21 protein-coding genes are annotated in these 21,668 nt (G+C 61.7%); 13 read left to right on the top strand and 8 right to left on the bottom strand.

Features of this window, described 5'->3' with window-relative positions:
• Positions 1-11: 11 nt before the first annotated feature.
• The 4 genes from M1E12_RS10285 to M1E12_RS10270 all read right to left on the bottom strand — a co-directional run bounded on the left by M1E12_RS10285 (position 12) and on the right by M1E12_RS10270 (position 3,901).
• A complete protein-coding gene (locus M1E12_RS10285; protein WP_113460758.1) occupies positions 12-794 on the bottom strand; it encodes an ABC transporter permease in 783 nt (260 codons plus the stop codon).
• Positions 791-1,681 carry an ABC transporter permease gene (locus M1E12_RS10280; RefSeq protein WP_479564626.1) on the bottom strand — a complete coding sequence of 297 codons (891 nt, stop codon included), beginning with the start codon at positions 1,679-1,681 and terminating at the stop codon, positions 791-793. The genes M1E12_RS10285 and M1E12_RS10280 overlap by 4 nt, the downstream gene beginning before the upstream one ends.
• 98 nt (positions 1,682-1,779) lie before the next feature.
• Positions 1,780-2,856: an ABC transporter substrate-binding protein gene (locus M1E12_RS10275; protein WP_113460887.1), complete on the bottom strand. Its 1,077-nt coding sequence runs from the start codon at positions 2,854-2,856 to the stop codon at positions 1,780-1,782.
• Between the two features lie 175 nt (positions 2,857-3,031).
• Positions 3,032-3,901 (bottom strand): MurR/RpiR family transcriptional regulator, encoded by an 870-nt coding sequence (locus M1E12_RS10270; RefSeq protein WP_374725482.1) that lies wholly within the window; start codon positions 3,899-3,901, stop codon positions 3,032-3,034.
• A 183-nt stretch (positions 3,902-4,084) separates the two neighbouring features.
• Between M1E12_RS10270 and M1E12_RS10265 the strand changes: the two genes are divergently transcribed.
• The 9 genes from M1E12_RS10265 (at position 4,085) to M1E12_RS10225 (ending at position 13,463) form a co-directional block, all read left to right on the top strand.
• Positions 4,085-4,855, top strand: a complete 771-nt coding sequence (locus M1E12_RS10265) for an N-formylglutamate amidohydrolase (RefSeq protein ID WP_479564625.1) — start codon at positions 4,085-4,087, stop codon at positions 4,853-4,855.
• A 106-nt stretch (positions 4,856-4,961) separates the two neighbouring features.
• Positions 4,962-5,471: a TRAP transporter small permease subunit gene (locus tag M1E12_RS10260; RefSeq protein WP_479564624.1), complete on the top strand. Its 510-nt coding sequence runs from the start codon at positions 4,962-4,964 to the stop codon at positions 5,469-5,471.
• An 8-nt stretch (positions 5,472-5,479) separates the two neighbouring features.
• Positions 5,480-6,817, top strand: a complete 1,338-nt coding sequence (locus M1E12_RS10255) for a TRAP transporter large permease (protein WP_113460888.1) — start codon at positions 5,480-5,482, stop codon at positions 6,815-6,817.
• A gap of 105 nt (positions 6,818-6,922) precedes the next feature.
• Positions 6,923-7,963: a TRAP transporter substrate-binding protein gene (locus tag M1E12_RS10250; RefSeq protein WP_113460763.1), complete on the top strand. Its 1,041-nt coding sequence runs from the start codon at positions 6,923-6,925 to the stop codon at positions 7,961-7,963.
• A gap of 88 nt (positions 7,964-8,051) precedes the next feature.
• Positions 8,052-9,419, top strand: coding sequence for a glutamine synthetase family protein (locus tag M1E12_RS10245; protein WP_479564623.1), 1,368 nt, complete (start codon positions 8,052-8,054; stop codon positions 9,417-9,419).
• Positions 9,420-9,523: 104 nt separating this feature from the next.
• A complete protein-coding gene (locus M1E12_RS10240; RefSeq protein ID WP_479564622.1) occupies positions 9,524-10,909 on the top strand; it encodes an aldehyde dehydrogenase family protein in 1,386 nt (461 codons plus the stop codon).
• Entirely contained in the window at positions 10,906-12,051 is a 1,146-nt protein-coding gene (locus M1E12_RS10235) for an iron-containing alcohol dehydrogenase (RefSeq protein WP_479564621.1), read from the top strand. Before M1E12_RS10240 ends, M1E12_RS10235 begins: the two co-directional genes overlap by 4 nt.
• A 230-nt stretch (positions 12,052-12,281) precedes the next feature.
• On the top strand, positions 12,282-12,548 hold the full coding sequence (locus M1E12_RS10230; RefSeq protein WP_479564620.1) for a hypothetical protein: 267 nt from the start codon (positions 12,282-12,284) through the stop codon (positions 12,546-12,548).
• Positions 12,549-12,743: 195 nt separating this feature from the next.
• Positions 12,744-13,463, top strand: coding sequence for an AAA family ATPase (locus M1E12_RS10225; RefSeq protein WP_479564619.1), 720 nt, complete (start codon positions 12,744-12,746; stop codon positions 13,461-13,463).
• A gap of 650 nt (positions 13,464-14,113) precedes the next feature.
• Here the strand turns inward: M1E12_RS10225 and M1E12_RS10220 are convergent.
• Positions 14,114-15,472 carry a L,D-transpeptidase gene (locus M1E12_RS10220; RefSeq protein WP_479564618.1) on the bottom strand — a complete coding sequence of 453 codons (1,359 nt, stop codon included), beginning with the start codon at positions 15,470-15,472 and terminating at the stop codon, positions 14,114-14,116.
• 159 nt (positions 15,473-15,631) lie between these two features.
• Here M1E12_RS10220 and M1E12_RS10215 point away from each other — a divergent pair, with 159 nt between their 5' ends.
• The 4 genes from M1E12_RS10215 to M1E12_RS10200 all read left to right on the top strand — a co-directional run bounded on the left by M1E12_RS10215 (position 15,632) and on the right by M1E12_RS10200 (position 17,786).
• Positions 15,632-16,114 (top strand): MarR family winged helix-turn-helix transcriptional regulator, encoded by a 483-nt coding sequence (locus M1E12_RS10215; protein ID WP_246035134.1) that lies wholly within the window; start codon positions 15,632-15,634, stop codon positions 16,112-16,114.
• Positions 16,111-16,938 (top strand): DUF4432 family protein, encoded by an 828-nt coding sequence (locus tag M1E12_RS10210; protein WP_479564617.1) that lies wholly within the window; start codon positions 16,111-16,113, stop codon positions 16,936-16,938. Before M1E12_RS10215 ends, M1E12_RS10210 begins: the two co-directional genes overlap by 4 nt.
• 85 nt (positions 16,939-17,023) lie before the next feature.
• Positions 17,024-17,362 (top strand): protein tyrosine phosphatase family protein, encoded by a 339-nt coding sequence (locus M1E12_RS10205; RefSeq protein ID WP_136542816.1) that lies wholly within the window; start codon positions 17,024-17,026, stop codon positions 17,360-17,362.
• 82 nt (positions 17,363-17,444) lie between these two features.
• Positions 17,445-17,786: a RidA family protein gene (locus M1E12_RS10200; protein WP_136542815.1), complete on the top strand. Its 342-nt coding sequence runs from the start codon at positions 17,445-17,447 to the stop codon at positions 17,784-17,786.
• 82 nt (positions 17,787-17,868) lie between these two features.
• Here M1E12_RS10200 and M1E12_RS10195 read toward each other — a convergent pair whose 3' ends face one another.
• The 3 genes from M1E12_RS10195 to caiB all read right to left on the bottom strand — a co-directional run bounded on the left by M1E12_RS10195 (position 17,869) and on the right by caiB (position 21,548).
• The gene (locus M1E12_RS10195) at positions 17,869-18,459 is read right to left on the bottom strand and encodes a GNAT family N-acetyltransferase (protein ID WP_479564616.1); all 591 of its coding nucleotides are present in this window, start codon (positions 18,457-18,459) and stop codon (positions 17,869-17,871) included.
• 240 nt (positions 18,460-18,699) lie between these two features.
• Entirely contained in the window at positions 18,700-20,352 is a 1,653-nt protein-coding gene (locus M1E12_RS10190; protein ID WP_479564615.1) for a thiamine pyrophosphate-binding protein, read from the bottom strand.
• Positions 20,349-21,548, bottom strand: a complete 1,200-nt coding sequence (gene caiB / locus M1E12_RS10185; RefSeq protein WP_479564614.1) for a succinate--glutarate CoA-transferase — start codon at positions 21,546-21,548, stop codon at positions 20,349-20,351. The genes M1E12_RS10190 and caiB overlap by 4 nt, the downstream gene beginning before the upstream one ends.
• Positions 21,549-21,668 lie beyond the last annotated feature (120 nt).

Genomic DNA, 21,668 nt, shown 5'->3' with positions numbered 1-21,668 from the left:
AAAGAAAGTCCTCAAGCCTGGCGCGGGGCTGTTTTCTGGAGGCGGGAAACCAATTGCATCAGGCCAAGGCAGGCCCAGGTGATGCCGAAGGCGATCACGGCGAGTGCCGCGGGCTCATAGGCCCTGTTGGCGCCGAGCAGCTGCATGTAGGGACCGAAGGCCGGCTTGTTCAAAAGGGCAGCCATGGTGAATTCGCCCATCACAATCGCGAAGGTAACGAAGGCGCCGGACATGACGGCGACCGAGACATTCGGCAGGATGATGCGGCCAATGATGGTGGCCCAGCCGGCGCCGAGGCTCTGTGCCGCTTCGGTCAGCGTTGCCACATCGATCGTCCTGAGGCCTGTGTCCACTGCGCGGTACATGTAGGGCAGTCCGAGCGTGGCGTAGCCGAACATCAGCAGCATGTTGGTGCCGGCGGACGAGCCGGTCAGCGGCAGCCAGCTCGATGTGTTGTAGAGCCTGATATAGCCGAAGACGACGACGATGGCCGGGATCACAAGCGGCAGCAGGGTGACGAATTCGATATAGGGGCGCAGACCGGGCATCTTGAGGCGCACCCAATAGGCGGTCGGCACGATCAGCAGGACGCCGAAGACGATCGTCATCAGCGCCATGGTGACGGAATAGCTGAAGGTTTCCTGGAAACGCGGATCGGCAAGCACCTTGGCATAGGCGTCGAAGGAATACTCGCCGCGGCGCATCTTCAGCGAGAAGTTGGTCATGCCGATGAGCGGCAGGATGAAATAGAGGAGGCCGAAGATCAGCGCGGCCCAAGCCCAGAGACGTTTCATTTCATCCACCTTTCACTGCGGGCGCGCAGCCAGATGTAGAGGCCATTGGCAATTCCGGTGACGACGATCATGCCGAAGGCAAGCGCGTAGCCGAGATGGGGATCTCCCAGCACGTCGCCGCGGATCTGGGCGAAGAGAAGGATCGGCACGATATTCAACGACGAGCCGGTCAATGCGATCGCGGTTGCGACGGCGCCGAAGGCGTTTGCGAAGAGGAGCGCGATGGTGCCGAGGATCGAGGGCAGGAGGATGGGGAAAGCAACCAGGCGCCAGTACTGAAAGTTCGTTGCGCCGAGGATGGAGGCCGCCTCGCGCCATTCGCGCTTCAGGCCGTCGATCGCCGGCGTGATGATCAGGATCATCAGCGGGATCTGGAAGAAGAGATAGGTGATCGTCAGCCCCCAGAAGGAGAGGAGGTTGAAGCCGAGGAGGCGCAGATCGATGCCGAGCTGGGTCTTCAGGAAGACGGTCAGCATGCCGACCGGGCCGAGGGTTGCCAGGAAGGCAAAGGCGAGCGGAACGCCGGCGAAGTTGGAGGCGACGCCCGAAAAGGTCAAAAGCGGGCTGCGGATCCAGGCGGGCAATCCGCCGAGAATGACGGCAGCGGCAACGGTAAAGCCGATCAGGCATCCGAGGATCGCCGAGGCGAGGCTGATCTTGATGGAAATCCAGTAGGCCGCCATGATCGACGGCGTGAACAGGCCGAGCACATTGTCGAAGGTGAAGGAACCGTCCGGCCGCTGGAAAGCGCCGATGACGATCTTCATGGTTGGCAGGATCAGAAAGAGCAACACGAAGGCTGCGAAGGGGACGACGCCCAGCCAGTGAAGTGGAAGTTTTGTTCGTGGCCGTGCCTGATGGCCCGGACTCACCGCCTCTGTCGACATTCGATCTGCCCCTCTGCCCGCGTTTCGACGGATCTTCTTAAAATGCAAGCGCCGCCCCGACCTTAGGAAAGATCGGGGCGGCACATCAAGCTCAGACTTTACTGGACGTTGGCGCCGACGACGCTGTCCCAGCCGCCGACGACAGCAGCCTTGTTGGCGTCGACTTCTTCGAGCGTCGGGAAGTAGGCCTTCTCATAGGATTCAGCCGGCGGCAGGGCGTCGAGCAGGTCCTGCGGAACCTTGCCGGCCTTGACCATGGCGTTGAAGCGGGCCGGGTGGCAGTAGCCCTTCAGCCAGCCGAGCTGACCTTCGTCGGAATACAGGTGCTCCATCCACAGCTTGGCAGCGTTCGGGTGCGGGGCGTAGGCCGAGATACCCTGAACGTAGACGCCAGCGAGAACGCCGGATGCGGGAACGACGACTTCAACCGGCGGGTTGCCGGCAAGCGTGTCACGTGCGGCGAGCGCGTTGTAGTCCCACATGACGACGATCGGGGTTGCGCCCTGAGCGAGGGTACCGGACTTGCCGATGACCGGAACGAAGTTGCCGGCCTTGTTCAGTTCGCCGAAGTACTTCAGACCAGCTTCGCCAGCGTCCTTGCCGGCAGCAGCGCCGGATGCCATGCCGGCTGCGAGTACACCGAGGATAGCCTGGTTGGAGGCGCGCGGGTCACCGGCGAGAGCAACCTGACCGGCATATTCCGGCTTCTGAAGATCAGCCCAGTCCTTCGGCGTGTTGGCAACGAGGTCCTTGTTCACGAGGAAGGACATGACGCCATAGTAGTCGCCGTACCAGTAGCCTTCAGCGTCCTTGATGTTGTCCGGGATTTCGTCCCAGGTGGAAACCTTGTATGGCTGCAGCAGGCCCTCGGCCTTCATCTGCGGGCCGAAAGCGAGACCAACGTCGACGACGTCAGGAGCCTGCGGGCCCTTGTTGTCCTTGTTTGCCTTGATGGCTTCGACTTCGTCGGCCGAACCGGCGTCCGGGTTCAGTTCGTTGACGGTGATTTCCGGGTACTTCTTCTTGAAGGCGTCGATGACGGCGCCGTAGCCGCACCAGTCGTGGGGCAGGGCGATCGTGGTCAGCATGCCTTCTTTCTTGGCAGCTTCGATGAGCTCGGCGCTCGGCTCGGCGACGGCAACAGCCGAGGTTGCCATGACGATGGCAGTCGTCATCGACAGGATCTTGCGAAGATTGTTCACTGTGGTTCTCCTCTGAGGTTGGCAGCGATGCGGTTGACTTAGGTGCGCTGTGTTATCGTTATATGACGGTTGGCGGGTCGCCCGAATATTGTCCGAACTTCAGGTTTCCATCGCCAGGAATTGGTCCCTCCATCTCCAGGAATGCGTCTCACCGGGGCCTCCTGAACAGGCGTGCCTGCTCGAAAAGCCCCTCCAGCGTGTTCATGCGCTCGCGCGTCTCGTCCCAGGACGAGCTCTGCACGGCTTCGATCAAGGCTTCGACGACAAACAGGGTGACGACGGAGCTGTCCCAGGCCGAGGGCGCTTCGATGTGGAGCTTGAAGCAGTCCCGCGCATGCTTGGCGACCGGGGACATCCACTGGTCAGTGAAGACGATGATTTCGACGCCATTGGCGCGGGCGACCTCGGCAAGCGTCGTCAGATCCGCCTCGTAGCGCCTGATGTCGAAGATCACGAGAACGTCGCCGGACTGCATGTTGAGGACGTGCTGCGGCCAGGAGCTGGCATTCGACGACATCAGCGTGGTTCGCGGTCGGATCACCTGCATATGGGTGAAGAAATACTCCGCGAGCGCCCCGGTGATGCGACCCCCGACGAAATAGAGGCTCCGGTTGCGATCGCCCAGGAGCCTTGCTGCGTCGTCGAAAGTCGCGGTCCGAAGCTCTCCCAACGAATTGCGCAGATTGGCCATGACGGCTTCCGCGAAGCGGTTCAGGATATGCCGGTTCGGCGCATTGGCCGCCCAGCGATCATGCTTGGCGATCGGGTTGGAGATCGCCGCCTCGAGCTCCTGATGCAGATGCGCCTGGAATTCCGGATAGCCCTTATATCCGAGTTTCTGGACCATGCGCGCGACGGTCGGCGTGGAGACACCCGCATTTTCGGCAACGGTCGTGATGCTGCCCAATCCGGAGACCGGGTAGTTCTGCAGCAGGCTCTCGGCCAGCTGCCGCTCGGCACGCGTCAGCCCATCGAAATGGGCATGGATCACGTCCGACACCGTCGTGGACGCATTCATCAAGGACCGATTGACTCCCCTCAAGCCGATCTGTCGCCGGCTTTTTCAGGATTAAGCCTCGCTGTCACAATTGAGTCAATCTCCCTTTGAAGAGAAATTTTCAGTGGTGGATTGACAGACGCTTAACCGTGAAGAATTCTCTTCGGAAAGAACAAGGGCCAACGAGCCCGGGGGAATTTCAGCATGCTTTTGAGGTCGGGGATCCTGACAGCATCGGATGGTGAAGCTGTTGCATTGGAGAATGCAGCAGGCGCCAGCGGCATCGTGCTTGTCTGCGAGCATGCCTCCGCCGTGCTGCCGGCGGCTGCCGGAGATCTGGGTCTCTCGGCTGATGCGCTTTCCAGCCACATCGCCTGGGATCCCGGCGCTCTGGCCATCGCCCGCCGCCTCTCAACTGCGCTGGACGGGGTGCTCGTTCACCAGCGCTTTTCCCGGCTGATCTACGACTGCAATCGTCCCCCGGAATCGCCTGCCGCCATGCCGGAGAAGAGCGAGATCTACGAGATCCCCGGGAACCGGGATCTGGCGCCGGCGGAACGTTACGCGCGGACGGCTGCCCTTTACATTCCGTTTCACGATCGCGTTTCGGCCGAGGTTTCCAGGATCGCCGGGGAGGGGCGCAAGCCCGTCGTCGTGACCATCCATACCTTCACGCCCGTCTATTTCGGCAAGCCGCGGGAGGTTGAGATCGGCATTCTCCACGACACCGACAGCCGTCTCGCGGATGCGATGCTGGATGCCACCGTCGGCGGTCCCTATCGCGTCGAACGAAACTCGCCTTACGGGCCAGAAGACGGCGTGACGCATACGCTGCGCCTGCATGCGCTGCCGCTTGGCCTGGCCAATGTCATGATCGAGGTTCGCAACGACCTCGTGCGTGACGATGCGGGCGTGGAGGCTATCTCCGTCTATCTCGCGGACTTGATTTCAGGAGCGCTCGAAAGGGTCGCATAACTATTCGGAAACGCTGGGCAAACCACATATCAAAGAGGGAACGGATGCCGGCATACGAGATAACAAGACGAGGACCGCACGGGCGGTTCGGGGCGGCGGTGAGCTGATGCCGCAGGCTCTCCAGACCTATGTGCGCGTCATTGACGCCTTCAATCGCCGCGTCGGGCGCATCGTCATGTATGGCGTCTTCGTCATGATGGGCATCCTGCTTTATTCGTCCATTTCGAAAGGCCTTTTCCTTCCCGCCCACTGGACACTGGAAATGGCGCAGTTCGTCATGGCCGGCTACTACCTTTTGGGCGGCGCCTATTCGCTGCAGCTCGACAGCCATGTGCGCATGGATCTGCTGTACGGTCGCTGGTCGCCGAGGACGAAGGCCCTCGTCGACGTGGTGACGATCATGATGCTGTTCGTCTACCTCTTCTTCCTGCTCTGGGGCGGCGTGTCGAGCACGAACTATGCACTGGAATACGGTGAAACCAGCTACTCCTCATGGTCACCCTACATGGCGCCCGTGAAGATCGTCATGGTGATCGGCATTATCCTGACCTTCCTGCAGGCCACCTCGATCTTCATCAAGGATCTCGCGGTCGCGATGGGGAGGCCGATCGCATGAGTGAGTTCCTGAGCTACGAAATGATCGCGCTTCTCATGTTCTCGTCGATGATGTTGTCGATGCTGACGGGCCAGCGCGTGTTTGCGACCATCGGCTTCGTCGGCGTTGTCGCGGCGGCGCTCCTCTGGGGCAATGGCGGCTTCGAGATGGGCTTTTCGGCTGGCATGAAGCTGATGAAGTGGTATCCGCTGCTGACGCTGCCGCTCTTCATCTACATGGGCTACATGCTCTCGGAATCGGGCATAGCCGAAGACCTCTACAAGGCCTTCCATGTCTGGTTCGGCGGCATGCCGGGCGGCCTCGCGGTCGGCACGATCGGCCTGATGGTGGTGATCTCGGCGATGAACGGGCTTTCGGTTGCCGGCATGGCGATCGGCGCGTCCATCGCGCTGCCGGAACTGCTGCGGCGGGGCTACGACAAGATCATGGTCTCCGGCGTCATCCAGGCTGGCAGCTCGCTCGGGATCCTGATCCCGCCGAGTGTCGTTCTCGTGCTTTACGGCATGATCGCGCGCCAGCCGGTCAGCCAGTTGTGGCTTGCCGGGGTCTTTCCCGGCCTGCTGCTCGCAACGATGTTCTGCCTCTACATCATCATCCGCTGCCGGCTGAACCCGGCGCTTGGCCCCGCGCTTCCCAAGGAAGAGCGCGACATGCCGATGGTCGAGAAGCTCAAGCTCGCGCGGGCCGGCATTCTGCCATTCCTCATCTTCTTCTTGATGATGGGCCTCTTCCTGATGGGCATCACCAGTCTGGTGGAAAGCTCCGCCGTCGGTGCGCTCGGTGCGCTCTTCGCCGCCTGGTACAAGGGCCGCCTCACCAAGGCAGTGTGGAACCGGGTGCTCGAGCAGACGCTCGGCATTTCCTGCATGTTCATGTGGATCATCCTGGCGGCCCTCTGCTTCGGCGCGGTCTTCGACGGTCTGGGTGCGGTGAGGGCGATCGAGAAGCTGCTGGTCAACGACATCGGACTGACGCCCTGGCAGATCCTGATCATGATGCAGCTGTCGTTCCTGGTGATGGGCGCGTTTCTCGACGATACGGCCATGCTGGTCATCGTGGCGCCGCTCTACATCCCGCTTGTCGGCAAGCTTGATCTCGGCGTCGACAATGCGCTGATCTGGTACGGCGTGCTCTACACGATCACCTGCCAGATCGCCTACATGACCCCGCCCTTCGGCTACAATCTCTTCCTGATGAAGGCGATGGCGCCCCCGGATATCCGCCTGATCGACATCTACCGGTCGGTCATCCCCTTCGTCTTGATCATGATGCTCGGCATGGTGATCATCATGATCTTCCCGCAGATCGCGACCTGGCTGCCAAGCCAGATCTATCTCAGAGGCTAGCGTTCGAATGACAAGAGGCCCGGCAAACGGGCCCGGCACCAGGACTACCCGCCGGATTTGATGTCTTGCGGGCTTCAAAAGAAACGAAGAACAGAGGGAAACGAAATGACCAATAGCAGACGTTCATTCCTGAAAACCGCCGCCATGGCGACCCCTGCCGTTCTGGCAGCCCCTTATGTCAAGGCGCAGAATGCCAAGATCACCTGGCGCCTGCAGACCTATGCCGGTGCGGCTCTTGCCGAATTCGTCGTCCGTCCGGCGGTCGATGCCTTCAACAAGGCGGCCAATGGCGAGATGGAAATCCAGCTCTTCACCGCCGACCAGCTCGTCCCCACCGGCGAACTCTTCCGCGCCATGCAGGCCGGCACCATCGACGCCGTCCAGTCCGACGACGACTCGATGAACTCGCCCGTCGACATCAAGGTCTTCGGTGGCTACTTCCCCTTCGCATCGCGCTACAGCCTCGACGTGCCGACGCTGTTCTACGAATATGGTCTCGCTGAAATCTGGGATCAGGCCTATTCGGAAGTCGGCGTAAAGTGGCTCTCGGCTGGCGCCTGGGACCCGTGCAACTTCGCCACCAACAAGCCGATCACCAAGCTCGACGATCTGAAGGGCCTGCGCGTCTTCACCTTCCCGACGGCCGGCCAGTTCCTGTCGCAGTTCGGCGTCGTGCCGGTCACCATTCCGTTCGAAGACGTGCCGGTTGCCATGCAGACCGGTGAGATCGACGCGATCGCCTGGTCCGGTATCACCGAGGTCTTCACGTCCGGCTGGGTCGACGTCACCAAGTACTTCCTGACCAACAATGTCTCGGGCGGCTGGTGCGGCTCCTTCTTCGCCAATGCCGATCGCTGGAACGAGGTGCCGCCGCACCTGCAGACGCTCTGGCAGATGTGCATGGACAGCTCTCACTACAAGCGTCTGCACTGGTACTGGGGTGGCGAAGCCCGCCTGCGCGCCGAAGGTGGCCGTCTCGAGCTCACCAGCATTCCGGACGCCGAGTGGAAGACGGTCGAGGATGCGGCGCATGTCTTCTGGGAAGAGGTCGCCAAGCAGACCGAGCGCACCGGCAAGGTCGTCGAGATCCTCAAGAAGTACAATGCCGACATGGAAAAGGCCGGCAAGCCTTACCGTTACGGCTGATCAATCACGCATGGGCGATCCGGCTTCGGCCGGGTCGCTCCCACAAAACAAGACGGCATGAGCCAATCGCTGCCCTGGGAACACCGAGATGACCACTTACACATTCGAAGATCTGAAAAAGGACGTCGCAGAGGGGCGTATCGACACGGTACTGGCGTGTCAGGTGGACATGCAGGGCCGTTTGATGGGCAAGCGCTTCCAGGCGGAGTATTTCGTCGAAAGCGCCTACAAGGAAACCCATAGCTGCAACTATCTGCTCGCCACCGACATGGAGATGGAAACCGTCTCCGGTTACAAGGCGACGAGCTGGGAAAAGGGCTATGGCGACTATACGATGAAGCCGGATCTTTCGACCCTGCGTCGGATCCCCTGGCTCGAAGGCACGGCGCTTGTTCTCTGCGACATGCTCGACCATGCGACCCATGCGGAAGTCCCGCATTCGCCGCGCGCGATCCTGAAGAAGCAGGTCGCCCGGCTCGAAGCCATGGGCATGAAGGCCTTCATGGCGACAGAACTTGAATTTTTCCTCTTCGACCAGACCTATGACGAGGCGCGGCTTTCGGGCTATCGCGACCTGAAGCTGGTCTCGGGCTATAACGAGGATTACCACATCTTCCAGACGACCAAGGAAGAGGATGTGATGCGGGCGATCCGCAAGGGTCTGCAGGGTGCGGGCATCCCGGTCGAGAATTCCAAGGGTGAGGCGTCTGCCGGTCAGGAAGAGATCAATGTCCGCTATGCCGATGCGCTGACGATGGCCGACCGGCATGTCATCATCAAGAATGGCTGCAAGGAAATCGCCTGGTCGAAGGGCAAGGCCATCACCTTCCTCGCCAAGTGGCATTACAATGCCGCCGGTTCATCCTCGCATATCCACCAGTCGCTTTGGTCCGCCGATGGCAAGACGCCGCTCTTCTTTGACGAGAAGGGCCAATACGGCATGTCGGAGACCATGAAGCACTACATGGCCGGATTGCTCAGCCACGCTTCGGAAATCACCTATTTCCTCGCGCCCTACATCAACTCCTACAAGCGCTTCATGGCGGGCACCTTTGCGCCGACCAAGGCGATCTGGTCGAAGGACAATCGCACCGCGGGCTACCGTCTGTGCGGTGACGGCACCAAGGGCATCCGTGTCGAATGCCGCGTCGGCGGCTCCGACCTCAATCCCTATCTCGCCATGGCTGCACTTCTCGCCGCCGGCATCGACGGGATCGAGAAGAAGATGGAACTCGAGCCGGCTTTCACCGGTGACGCCTATGGCGCACAGGGCGTGCGCGAGATCCCGCGCACGCTGCGCGCAGCAGCAGAGACGTTGAAGGGCTCGGAGATGCTTAGGGCTGCCTTCGGCGATGACGTGGTCGATCACTACGTCCGCGCTGCGGAGTGGGAGCAGGAAGAATATGATCGCCGGATCACCGATTGGGAGGTGGCGCGCGGGTTCGAGCGTGCGTGACCAAAGGCGGCCTTGAGCCCGCCACGATCCCCGGCGTAAGGGTGGAAACAAGGACGGCGGCTGCGGCCGCTGTCATCTCGTTCTAGAACAACAGGAAGACGATCATGACCATGATCCAATGCATTTCGCCGATCGATGGATCGGTTTACGCGGAACGTCCGGCCATGTCGCTGGAAGCGGCGACTGAAGCCGTGGCCCGTGCGCGCAAGGCGCAGAAGGCCTGGGCGCGCCGGCCTCTGGAAGATCGCGTTCAGCTGGTGCTGAAGGGCGTTGCCCGGCTCAACGAGATGTCGGACGAGGTGGTGCCGGAACTTGCCCACATGATGGGCCGGCCTGTGCGCTACGGCGGCGAGTACAAGGGCTTCAACGAGCGCTCCAACTATGTCGCAGCGATCGCCGCCGACTCGCTGGCGCCTCTCGTCGTCGAAGCCAGCGACAAATTCGAGCGTCGGATCGAGCGCGAGCCGCATGGCGTCGTCTTCGTCATCGCGCCGTGGAACTACCCCTACATGACGGCGATCAATACGATCGCGCCGGCGCTGATGGCAGGCAACACCGTCGTCATCAAGCATGCGACCCAGACGCTTCTCGTCGGCGAGCGTATGGTGCGCGCTTTCGTCGAGGCGGGCGTGCCTGACGATGTCTTCATCAATCTCTTCCTCGATCACCAGACGACCTCTGCGCTGATTGCGGCCGGCAATTTCAACTTCATCAACTTCACCGGTTCGGTCGAAGGCGGGCGTTCGATCGAGCGGGCCGCTGCCGGCACCTTCGCGGGTCTTGGCCTCGAGCTCGGCGGCAAGGACCCTGGTTACGTCATGGAAGACGCAGACCTCGACGCTGCCGTCGATACGCTGATGGATGGCGCGACTTACAATTCCGGCCAGTGCTGCTGCGGCATCGAGCGTGTCTATGTGCATGAGAGCCTCTACGACGCCTTTGTCGAGAAGTCGGTCGCCTGGGTGTCGAACTACAAGCTCGGCAACCCGCTCGATCCGGAAACGACGCTCGGGCCGATGGCCAACAAGCGTTTCGCCAAGGTCGTGCGCGAGCAGATCGCCGATGCCGTGTCGAAGGGTGCCAAGGCACTTGTCGACCCGAAGCTCTTCCCCGCCGATGACGGCGGCGCCTATATCATGCCGCAGATCCTGGTGAACGTGGACCATTCCATGGCCTTCATGAAGGACGAGACCTTCGGCCCCGCCGTCGGTATCATGAAGGTGAAGAGCGATGAAGAGGCGCTCGAGCTGATGAATGACAGCCCCTATGGTCTGACCGCCTCGCTCTGGACGCAGGATTCTGAGCGTGCTGCGCGCATCGGCCGCGAGATCGAGACCGGTACCGTGTTCATGAACCGCGCCGACTATCTAGACCCGGCGCTTTGCTGGACCGGTGTCAAGGAAACCGGAAAGGGCGGCTCGCTCTCCGTTCTCGGCTTCCAGAACCTTACCCGTCCGAAATCCTATCACCTGAAGAAAGTCACGAAATGAACATCGTCGCCAACTGGAGCTATCCTACTGCCATCAAGATGGGACGCGGCCGCATCAAGGAACTGGCGGACGCCTGCAAGTCGCTCGGCATGAAGAAGCCGCTGTTGATCACCGACCGGGGTCTGGCCCCGATGGCGATCACGCAGACGGCGCTCGACGTGCTGGAAGTGGCGGGTCTCGGTCGTGCGCTCTTCGCCGATGTGGACCCGAACCCGAACGAGAAGAACCTGGAAGCCGGCATCAAGGCCTACAAGGACGGCGGCCATGACGGCGTCGTCGCCTTCGGCGGCGGCTCTGGCCTCGATCTCGGCAAGTGCGTTGCCTTCATGGCCGGCCAGACCCGCCCCGTCTGGGATTTCGAAGATATCGGTGACTGGTGGACCCGCGCCAATTCCGACGCCATCGCGCCGATCGTCGCCGTGCCGACCACGGCGGGCACCGGCTCGGAAGTCGGCCGTGCATCTGTCATCACCAATTCCGAAACCCATGTGAAGAAGATCATCTTCCACCCGAAGTTCCTGCCGGGCGTCGTCATCTGCGATCCGGAACTGACCGTCGGCATGCCGAAGATGATCACGGCGGGCACGGGCATGGACGCGTTTGCGCATTGCCTGGAAGCCTATTCCTCGCCCTTCTACCATCCGATGAGCCAGGGTATCGCGCTCGAAGGCATGCGGCTGGTCAAGGAATTCCTGCCGCGCGCCTACAAGGACGGCACGGATATCGAGGCTCGCACCAACATGATGTCGGCTGCCGCCATGGGCGCCGTCGCCTTCCAGAAGGGGCTCGGCGCAATCCATGCGCTGTCGCATCCGATCGGTGCGGTCTACAACACGCATCACGGCATGACGAACGCTGTCGTGATGCCGCCGGTCCTAAAGTTCAACCGTCATGTGATTGAGGATCGCATCGAGCGTGCGGCGGCCTATCTCGGCATCGCCGGCGGCTTCGACGGCTTCTACGACTATGTGCTGGCGCTGCGCGCCGAGCTCAACGTGCCGGCCAACCTGACGGCGATGGGCATTGCCAATGACCGGATCGACGAGCTCTCGGCCATGGCAATTGAAGATCCGAGTGCGGGCGGCAATCCGGTGAAGATGACGCTTGAAAACACCAAGCAGCTGTTCGCCGACTGCTTCTGATCGTCTGTTTTGACGAGTCGAGGGCCCCCGCCACTACCGGTCGGGGCCCTCAAATCTTTGTCCCAAAATCCGGTTTCATATTTCATTCCGGAGAGGTGCATTTGATGTCTCGTTCCTATGTAATCGCTCGCGCCCTTTGCATCTTGGGGACTGCTTTGCTTCTTCATGCCTCGCCTGCCTCTGCCGAAAGCTTTCAGGGGCTCCTCAAGAAGGGCTACACGGTCGGAAAAATGAGCCAGGGAAAGTCCGGCGCCTTAGGCTGGGTGCTGACGGGCAAGGATGGCAAGCAGTTCTGCAAGTCCAAAGTGAGCCTTGCCGTGGTCGACAAGAAGACGCTGGTGAGCATTCTCGGCAGCGGACGCATGGTGAAGGTCGACCGCGCGACATTCGAGGCGAGTCTCGGCGGACCGGATCCTTCCTTGCCGCTGCTCTCTGATCTCAAGGCTGGCCGAGTCGGTCCTCAGCATGTCGGCAGTTGCACGCCGCTGCGCAGTTGACGAGCAGTTCGGCCCATTCATATCTTCGAATATGCTAGGTTTTTCCGCTGCTTCTCCCCATTATGGGGGAGGGGTGGCAGGGGTGCGTTTCCACTTTGTTAACCATGTTTGCGCAAAATGCAGGCATGGGGCGCCGATGACGCGGGTTGCCCAAGAGCGATGAGCCGCTCGGACCAGACCTCCCAAGGATCAAGCATGCCAGTCATTTCTTTTGCCAATGCCAAGGGCGGTGCCGGCAAGACCACCGCAGCCCTTCTTCTCGCCACCGAACTGGCGCACCAGGGATATCGCGTCGCCATCCTTGATGCCGATCCGCAGCGCTGGATCACCCAGTGGCACGAGATCTCCGGTCCGCAGCGCAACATCGAAGTCATCTCGGAAGTGACCGTTGCCTCCGTCCAGGGACATATCCGCGAGCTCTCGCGCACAAACGATTACATCATCATGGATCTCGCTGGCGCCCGTGACGCCATGGTCACCACGGCAATCGGCCTTTCGGATCACGTGATGATCCCGGTCCAAGGTTGCGCCATGGATGCCAAGGGCGGTGCCCAGATCCTCGATCTGATCAAGCTGATGGAAGATGCCGGCAACCTGGTCATTCCGCATTCTGTGGTCCTCACCCGCGTCACCTCAATGGTGACAACGCGCGCTCTGTTGACCATCAAGGGTCTTCTGTCGGCGCGCGGCGTCAATGTCATCAACACGCCGATCGCAGAGCGCAGCGCTTTCCGCGAGATCTTCGACTGTGGTGGCACGCTGTATTCGATGGATGCAGCGAAGATCAGCAATCTCGACAAGGCTCAGGACAACGCCAAGGCATTTGCCTCTGAAGTGATGCGCCTGCTGCCGGTCAAGGTCATCCGGTCCAGTGAGCCACGTCGCCTCTTCCGGCTGGTACGCTCGGCGGCCTGACGCTCGCAATCAATCAGTTTTGTGACCCGCGCTTGGCCATCCAGGCGCGGGTTAATTCTATGTCGTGTCCTAGCGGGTCGAAATCATGCCCGCATGGCGAATCGTGCCATGTCACCGCCGCTCCCGATGCTACCAGTTGATTGTGCAGGAGCTCAGCATCGCAGCGGGTCCGTCTTCGATCATCTTTTCCAGATATCATAAGCACCTGCATGCCTTGCAACTCCGGCGATCCTCGCTCGCCGAAGGGGCTTTGGGGGCGTAGCAGTACTCCGCCGTCCACGAGCTCTCGGTGCGTTGCCATTAGGGCCGTTGCCATGATCGCTCCGCTCGAGAACCCCATCAGCAAAGCAGGTCGACCATGCCTCTCACGAATGGCATCTAGCATAACGGCCAGTTCGTCCGCTCGATGGCCAAGGTTTGCCACGTCGATGGACCGGTCGGCGTGGCGCCGGAAGAAGGTGAACGCTGTTCCCCATGCCTCGCTGCCCCGTGGAAAGTACTGGGGATGACCATGGGCCACCTGGGCTGCAAAGTCAGTCAGACTGTGCTCATCGTGATTGCTTCCATGGAGAAAGACCACAGGCGGCAGTGATCTTCCGATCTCTCGGAACTCCGACCAGATGCTTCCGATGTACCCAGAGCCGTCGCCGTTACTCGACAAATTCCACCGTCACGCCGGCCTTGACCATCTTGGCGAGCTCGGTCGCGTCCCAGTTGGTCAGGCGGATACAGCCGTGGCTCTGGGTGCGGCCGATCTTGGAAGGCTCGGGCGTACCGTGAATGCCATAGGTGGGTTTCGACAATGCGAGCCAGACCGTGCCGACAGGGCCATTCGGGCCGGGCGGGATCTGCAGGACCTTGGTGTTGTTGCCCTGCTGGAAGTTGACCTTCGGATTGTAGGTGTAGCCGGGATCGAGCGCGATACGCTCGATCGTCACCGTGCCGGACGGGGAAGGCGTATCGGCCGAGCCGATGCTGGCGGGATAGGCGGCAATCAGGCTGCCGTCCTCGCCATAGGCAAAGACCTGCTTCAGCCCCTTGTTGGCGACGATCCGCGCGACATTCCCCTTCTTCACAGGGCCCGGCTCGACGACCTTGATCGTCGTCCCCGGGATCGAGAAGTCGACACCCGGGTTCAGTTCGCGCAGATAGCCCTCGTCCATGTGGAATCGCTCGGCGAGCATTTCGACGGTCGACGTATAGGAGAGCGCCGGCAATTGCGCCTTGTGGGCGTAGTCGTCGGGGATCGAGGCGACGAAGGGGCCGGCCGCATCGCCGGCGGTGATCGTGTAGTTCTTGATCGCGAGACCGCCGGACAGGCGCAGACGCTCAAGAATGTCCTCGGCATTGTTCGGGTCGAGGGTTTCGCCCGTCATCTGCTCCCAGGCGAGGATCGCCTTGTTGACGTTCTGGCCCATCTTGCCGTCGATGACGCCGGGCGAAATGCCTTCGCGGTCGAGGAAGACCTGAAGCGCGGTGATCTCGAGGCGGGAGAGGTCGCTCTTGACCGGGATTTCGGGCGTGACGGTTCGAGCCGGCGCGTTGTCGGCCGGCAGAGGCAGGTCGGGGCCGCCATAGGGCATGTCCTGCGGCATCTCATCGAGCGGTGCCTGATCGCCGGGCAGGGCGTCGGGGATCGACGCGGTCGTCACGTCATCATCCCAGCCGCGCTGCTGATAGGGGTCCTGACGCTGATAGGGATCGTAAACGCCGGGCAGGCCACCGTTTCGACCGCGATCGCGCGGCGGATAATAGCTTTCGGCCGGGATTTCCGTGGCAACGAGATTGCCCATGCGGTCGATCAGGATCGTGCGGCCCATCCGGTCGCGGCTGATCACGACTTCGCCGACCTCAGGCACGTAATCGAGGATATCGCCTTCAGGCGAGATCAGGAGGGTATGTGCGTTGCGATCGTCATAGACCGACTGCGCGGAGGCTGCGCCTGCCAATGCTAGGGATCCGGCAGCCAGAGCTGCCAATATCAAGCCTGAATTCCTGATGTCGAACACGATTCGGTTTCCTCGTCTAAGCAGGCGACAAACGCGTGAAATTTGACACTAATGTGGAAAAGGTGAATTCATAGTGAATATAGGGTTAACTTGCTGTGGGGGCAGCCGGGCCAACGCGTTTTGAATTATCGCTTTATAGTTCGGCATTAAGGGGGGAGAATGCAGGATCAACTGAGATTGGAAGCCTTTTTACCCTTCCGACTGATCCGGGTCGCGGAGATCGTCGATAACGGCTTCACTCATTTCTGCGGGCCAGATGACGAGTTGTCGTGGTCCGAATGGCAGGTGCTCTGGTCGCTGGGCGAGCGCTCGCCAACCACGGCCAAAGCGATCTCCGGCTATGCAGGCCTGACCAAGACCAAAATCAGCCGAGCCGTGAAGGTTCTCGAAGACAAGGGCTATCTGCTGCGCAAGCGTGACCGCAGCGATCGGCGCTTCGAGCTTCTGTCGCTGACCAGCAAGGGCAGAGACCGGTTCGAGCGGCTCGCGAGCGAAGCGGCCGCCTTCCAGCGGTGGCTTGAGCGCAATGTGAATATCGCCTATCTCTCCTCGCTCGACAGCGGACTCGTCGGGCTGGAGGATCTCGTATCCACCGGTCACCTCAGAGCGCCGCAGCGGCAGACCGAGGAACCTCTCGCATGATCATGTTTTCCGGTCCCAAGGGACCGCGGCTCGCCCTCGATGAAGGGTCGGTGTTCGACATCGGCTCCTGTATCGTGGATGGGGTCGACCTGGCGCCGGGAAGGGCCATTCCCGATGACGGGGATCCGCGCATCGATCATTCGCTGGAAGGGTTCCTGTTCACCTGCGGGCCCGACCACATCCGTCATCGCGAGCCGATCCCCGGCACCGAGCTTGACTATCCGCTGCATGGGTCCTTCTCCGCCAATCCGGCGCATTCGCTCGAGGTGACTGCGGAGGGCGAGGATCTGGTGGCGCGGGGCACCGTCGACGTGACGCCTGCCGCCGGCGGCCATGCCCGTCTTCAGCGACAGTGGCGCCTGAAGGGCGAAAGCGGCGAGGTGCAGCTCGCCGATACGGTCGTCAATGTCGGCGACACCGCCTTCCCGACATTCCTGATGTACCACATGAACCTCGGTGCAAAGCACTTCGACGGGGCGACCCGGCTGGAAGGCGCGATGCTCGAAGGGGGCGGCTTTCCCTGGTCCTTCGGCGAGGGCGACGGCGGCATCTTCTGCGTGCCCGCGGGGCATGGTGGCTGGGCGGAGCTTCGTCTCGGCCCGATCGCTGCCATCGGAAACAAGCGGCTCAAGGTGCGTTTCCGCACCGATACGCTGCCGCATCTGCAGATCTGGCGAAACCAGAAGGCGCCGGCGCATGTGCTGGGCATCGAACCCGTCTCCCATCGCTGGGTCGGCCGTGCCGAGCTCGAGGCCGCGGGCGAGTTCAATATCCTGAAGCCGGGCGAAAGCCGCGACTACGGGCTGGCGTTTTCCTTTGTCTAAGCGGGCAAGGGCAGGTTGCTTGCGATTGACGCTCAGGGATGCCCGTCGTAGATGTTTGGCCCCAGGAAATTGACGAGGTGCCCTGATGAACATCCGGCAGATCAACGAGGAATATTCGGTCAGCGGCCAGATCACGGTCGAGGAGCTCGACGAGATCAAGGCGCTCGGCTTCAAGTCGATCGTCTGCCACCGCCCCGATGGCGAAGACTTCGGCCAGCCCGATTTTGCCGTCATCGCCAAACGCGCCGAAGAACTGGGCCTCAAGATCAAGCATGTTCCGGTTGGCCCGATGGGTGTCACACCGGATGCCGTCGCAGACATGGTGGATGCGCTGGAAGAGTTCGAGCGCCCCATGCTCGGCTATTGCCGCTCGGGCGCACGCTCGACTGCCACCTACGAGCACGCGCTTCGCCAGCGCGGCTGATCCCATTTCGTCACCATCGCTGGCCGGGCCTTCGCGTCCGGCTTCTGCGTGTTTTACCCAAGCCTCAAGCAGGAGTTTTCCCATGAGCATCAAGCGTATCGAGCCCGGCAAGCGCATGAGCGGCGCCGTCGTTCACGGCAATACCGTTTACCTGGCCGGCCAGGTCGGCGAAGGCTCGACCGTGACCGAGCAGTCGAAGTCGGCGCTCGCCGAAGTCGACCGTCTGCTGGCCGCTGCCGGTTCGGACAAGTCGAAGATCCTGCAGACGATCATCTACCTCTCCGACATGTCGACCTTTGCTGAAATGAACGCCGTCTGGGAAGCCTGGATCGACCCGGCAAACCCGCCGGCTCGCGCCACGAGCGGCGCGCCGCTCGCGACGCCGGACTACAAGGTCGAGTTCATCGTCACGGCCGCCATCTAAGCGCCGTCTTGACCAACATGGAAAAGCCGGCAGTTTCCATTGCCGGCTTTTTTATTGGCAGGTCGCTTGGGGCCACGTTCGGTCATGCTTCCGATCGTACCCGGTCGGAAGTCTGGTCCTCGCGATCTTGCCAGTCACTGCGCAGCAACATTGTGACATGTTCGATCGTCTGCCGACCGTCAGCCATGCAGCGGCTCGGAGCCTCGGTGACCCGGCGATATCCCAGTTTGCGCTGCATCGCCCAGGAGTTTTCGTTGCCGTCGAAGTAGCCATTGATCAGCTTCGTCAGACCAAGGTCGCGAAAAGCGAAGCGGATCTTGGCGTCAAAGGCTTCGCGTCCATAGCCCAGACCCTGAGAGGGGGTGGCGATCCAGATGCCTCCGCCGCCAGTCCCCGCACTCCAGTCGATCTTGTTGAGACTGACGCCACCGATGACTTTCCGCTCGGCTTTGAGTTCGATAGCGAATTCGTATGCGGTTGGTCGGTCGCCTGTGCTTGCGATTGCCTGGCATCGCCTGACCCAATTTTCGGCATCCGACGTCGAATAGGGATGCGGAACGAAAGCCAGCCATTTCGCGAGCTGGAGATCGTTCAGGCCGAGCACAATCTGCTCGATGTCGTCTTCGCGCCAGGGTCGGAGGTTAAGACGCGGAGTTTCGATCGTGGTGACCATGTTGATACATTCTCCTTGCCGCATGGACCAAGCCGTATCGTCATGGTGCAGGATTTAGGCTTCTCCCGGTGTGAGGCCGAAAATGTAGGTGGCGGCGAGAGCCATCGCAAGCCGGAAGATGACGATCACAAAGATCGACATTCCTCACTGCGCATTTCGTCTTGAATTAGTTGCCATGCCGCCGCAGGACTTGGCCACGCGTGGCGGTTCCGTCGTCCATGACGGAACCGCCGGTCCGCGTCAGCTCTTGTCCCTGATCTGGCTCAGGGTCCGTGTCGGCGTGATCGCCTCCGGATCGAGCTTGATCTCGATGATCGCGGGCTTGCCAGATGCGCGGGCACGCAGGAAGGCGGGGGCGAAGTCTTCGGTCTTTTCGACGGTTTCGCCGTGGCCGCCATAGGCCTTGGCGAGCGCTGCGAAATCGGGGTTGGTCAGATCGGTGGCGCTGACACGGCCCGGATATTCACGCTCCTGATGCATGCGGATCGTGCCATACATACCGTTGTTGATGACGAGCGTGATGATCGGCAGGTTGTAGCGGATGGCGGTCGCGAATTCCTGGCCATGCATCATGAAGCAGCCGTCACCAGCAAAGCAGATGACTTCACGCTCAGGGAACAGCTGCTTGGCAGCGACGGCTGCCGGCAGGCCATAGCCCATGGAGCCGGAGGTCGGGGCGGCCTGGGTGTTGAAGGCCTGGAAGCGGTGGAAGCGATGCAGCCAGGTGGCATAATTGCCGGCGCCGTTGGTAAAGATCGCGTCCTTCGGCGTGTTTGCCTCGATCCATTCCATGATCGGCCCCATCTGCACGGCTCCGGGGCCGGCCTTCGGCGGCGTCGACCAGGCGAGATAGGCGGCGTGCATGGCTTCTGTGCGCCCGGCCCATGCGGGCGTGGCGGGTGCGTCGAGCGATGCGAGCGCTGCGACGAATTCCTCAGGTGCTGCGCAGATGGCGAGATCGGCGCGGTAGACGCGGCCGAGTTCGGACGGGTCTGGATGGATGTGCACGAGCTTCTGCGCCGGGTAGGGGATGTCCATCAGGGTGTAGGAGGACGACGGCATTTCGGAGAAGCGGCCGCCAAGCAGGATCAGGAGATCGGTTTCCTTCACTTCCTTCGCCAGCGCCGGATTGATGCCGATGCCGACATCACCAGCGTAAGACGGATGCAGGTGATCAAACAGCATCTGGCGGCGGAAGGAGCAGCCGACCGGCAGCTTGAATTTTTTGGCGAAGGCCCGGATGCCGGCGACGGACGTTTCGCTCCAGCGGGTGCCGCCGAGAACGATCATCGGGCGCTTCGCCGTCTTCAGCAGTTCGCCGAGGGCTGCGATCTGACTTGGGCCTGGATGGGCTTCTACCGCGGTGTAGGGCCTCGCTTCCGGTGCTTCGACCTCATCGAGCAGCATGTCTTCCGGCAGCGTCAGCACGACCGGGCCGGGGCGGCCTGAGGTGGCAACCGCAAAGGCGCGGGTGACGAATTCCGGGATACGGCGGGCGTCGTCGATCTCACCGACCCATTTGGCAAATTCGGTGAAGGCGCGGCGGTATTCGACCTCCTGGAAGGCTTCGCGCTCCTTCATGTCACGGCCGATCTGGCCGATGAACAGGATCATCGGGATCGAATCCTGTTTGGCGACATGCAAGCCAGCGGACGCGTTCGTGGCGCCTGGACCACGGGTGACCATGCAGATGCCGGGCTTGCCGGTGAGGCGACCCCAGGCATCGGCCATCATCGCAGCGCCACCTTCCTGGCGGCACACCAGCGTCTCGATGCCGCTGTCCTTCAGCGCGTCGAGCACGGCCAGATAGCTTTCGCCGGGGACGCAGGACACGCGCTCGACGCCGTTGGCCTTCAGCGCCTCGACGATCAGTTCACCGCCGGTTCTCTTCATTGCGTCTTCCTTTCCAGCTCGGCCAGTTCGGCCAGAATCTCATTGCCATGCTCGCCGATGCGCGGGCTTGGGCGCTCGTAGCGCAGGGGTGTCTCGGAGAGCACGATCGGCGTGCGCACGGAGGGGATCACAGTGCCCTGGTCGTCGGTCAGCTCGATCTTCAACCCGCGCGCCTGGACCTGCGGGTCGGCGAACATTTCCTCGATCGAGTTGATCGGCCCGGCCGGTACGGCATTGGCCTCGCAGGCGGAGAGCAGGTCGCGCTTCGACCACTTCACGGTTTCAGCGGTGACAATGGCACGAACCTCGACCTTGTTGGCGACGCGGGCCTTGTTGGTGGCGAAGCGTTCGTCCTCAGCGACCGAGGGGATGCCGAGGATCATGCAGAGCCGCTTGAACTGGCCGTCATTGCCGACCGCAAGGATCAGGTGGCCGTCTGCTGTCGGGACCACTTCATAGGGGCTGATGTTCGGATGAGCATTGCCAAGCCGGGTCGGTGGTTTGCCGGAGATCAGGTAGTTCATGTTCTGGTTGGCGAGCACCGCCGACATGACGTCGAGCAGGGCCATGTCGACGAACTGGCCCTGGCCGGTTTTCATCACGTGGATCAGGGCGGCCTGGATGGCGGTGACGGCATAGATGCCGGTGAAGATATCGGCGATGGCGACACCCGCCTTCATCGGCTCGCCGTCCTTCTCGCCCGTGATCGACATGAAGCCGGACATGCCCTGGACGATGTAGTCGTAGCCGGCGAAATCGGCATAGGGCCCGTTCTGGCCGAAGCCTGTTATCGAGCAGTAGACGAGTTTCGGGTTGATGGCCTTCAGGCTCTCATAGTCGAGACCGTATTTCTCGAGGCCGCCGCGCTTGAAGTTCTCGATGACCACATCGGCCGAGGCGCACAGGCGGCGGACCGTCTCCTGGCCTTCCGGCGTCTTCAGATCGACCGCGATCGAGCGCTTGTTGCGGTTGGTGGAGTGGTAATAGGCGGCCGAGAGGTTTTCGCCATCGGCGCCCTCGACGAAGGGCGGTCCCCAGGCGCGGGTATCATCGCCGCCTTCGGGGTTTTCGACTTTAATCACGTCGGCGCCGAGATCGGCGAGCATCTGGCCTGCCCAGGGGCCTGCCAGCACGCGGGCAAGTTCGATCACACGGATGCCGGCGAGCGGGGCAGGGGCTGAAGGCTTGGGCGTCATAACGCGATCCTGTGCGGCGTCGTCGGGCCGGCAATCTTACGAGATGAGACCGCCTGCCATGACAAGAACTGCTGTCTGCCGAGCTATAGCGGCCAATAATGCCCTCCGCACCTGATATTC

Source organism: Rhizobium sp. K33 (assembly GCF_056501445.1).
The sequence above is the reverse complement of the archived record's forward strand: the minus strand, read 5'-3'. Positions and strand labels throughout refer to the sequence as shown.

Excerpts from the sequence above, each read along its gene's own strand:
- M1E12_RS10285 (WP_113460758.1), bottom strand. The coding sequence starts at position 794 with ATGAAACGTCTCTGGGCTTGGGCCGCGCTGATCTTCGGCCTCCTCTAT.
- M1E12_RS10280 (WP_479564626.1), bottom strand. The coding sequence starts at position 1,681 with ATGTCGACAGAGGCGGTGAGTCCGGGCCATCAGGCACGGCCACGAACA.
- M1E12_RS10275 (WP_113460887.1), bottom strand. The coding sequence starts at position 2,856 with ATGACGACTGCCATCGTCATGGCAACCTCGGCTGTTGCCGTCGCCGAG.
- M1E12_RS10270 (WP_374725482.1), bottom strand. The coding sequence starts at position 3,901 with ATGAATGCGTCCACGACGGTGTCGGACGTGATCCATGCCCATTTCGAT.
- M1E12_RS10265 (WP_479564625.1), top strand. The coding sequence starts at position 4,085 with ATGCTTTTGAGGTCGGGGATCCTGACAGCATCGGATGGTGAAGCTGTT.
- M1E12_RS10260 (WP_479564624.1), top strand. The coding sequence starts at position 4,962 with ATGCCGCAGGCTCTCCAGACCTATGTGCGCGTCATTGACGCCTTCAAT.
- M1E12_RS10250 (WP_113460763.1), top strand. The coding sequence starts at position 6,923 with ATGACCAATAGCAGACGTTCATTCCTGAAAACCGCCGCCATGGCGACC.
- M1E12_RS10245 (WP_479564623.1), top strand. The coding sequence starts at position 8,052 with ATGACCACTTACACATTCGAAGATCTGAAAAAGGACGTCGCAGAGGGG.
- M1E12_RS10240 (WP_479564622.1), top strand. The coding sequence starts at position 9,524 with ATGACCATGATCCAATGCATTTCGCCGATCGATGGATCGGTTTACGCG.
- M1E12_RS10235 (WP_479564621.1), top strand. The coding sequence starts at position 10,906 with ATGAACATCGTCGCCAACTGGAGCTATCCTACTGCCATCAAGATGGGA.
- M1E12_RS10230 (WP_479564620.1), top strand. The coding sequence starts at position 12,282 with ATGAGCCAGGGAAAGTCCGGCGCCTTAGGCTGGGTGCTGACGGGCAAG.
- M1E12_RS10225 (WP_479564619.1), top strand. The coding sequence starts at position 12,744 with ATGCCAGTCATTTCTTTTGCCAATGCCAAGGGCGGTGCCGGCAAGACC.
- M1E12_RS10215 (WP_246035134.1), top strand. The coding sequence starts at position 15,632 with ATGCAGGATCAACTGAGATTGGAAGCCTTTTTACCCTTCCGACTGATC.
- M1E12_RS10210 (WP_479564617.1), top strand. The coding sequence starts at position 16,111 with ATGATCATGTTTTCCGGTCCCAAGGGACCGCGGCTCGCCCTCGATGAA.
- M1E12_RS10205 (WP_136542816.1), top strand. The coding sequence starts at position 17,024 with ATGAACATCCGGCAGATCAACGAGGAATATTCGGTCAGCGGCCAGATC.
- M1E12_RS10200 (WP_136542815.1), top strand. The coding sequence starts at position 17,445 with ATGAGCATCAAGCGTATCGAGCCCGGCAAGCGCATGAGCGGCGCCGTC.
- M1E12_RS10195 (WP_479564616.1), bottom strand. The coding sequence starts at position 18,459 with ATGGTCACCACGATCGAAACTCCGCGTCTTAACCTCCGACCCTGGCGC.
- M1E12_RS10190 (WP_479564615.1), bottom strand. The coding sequence starts at position 20,352 with ATGAAGAGAACCGGCGGTGAACTGATCGTCGAGGCGCTGAAGGCCAAC.
- caiB (WP_479564614.1), bottom strand. The coding sequence starts at position 21,548 with ATGACGCCCAAGCCTTCAGCCCCTGCCCCGCTCGCCGGCATCCGTGTG.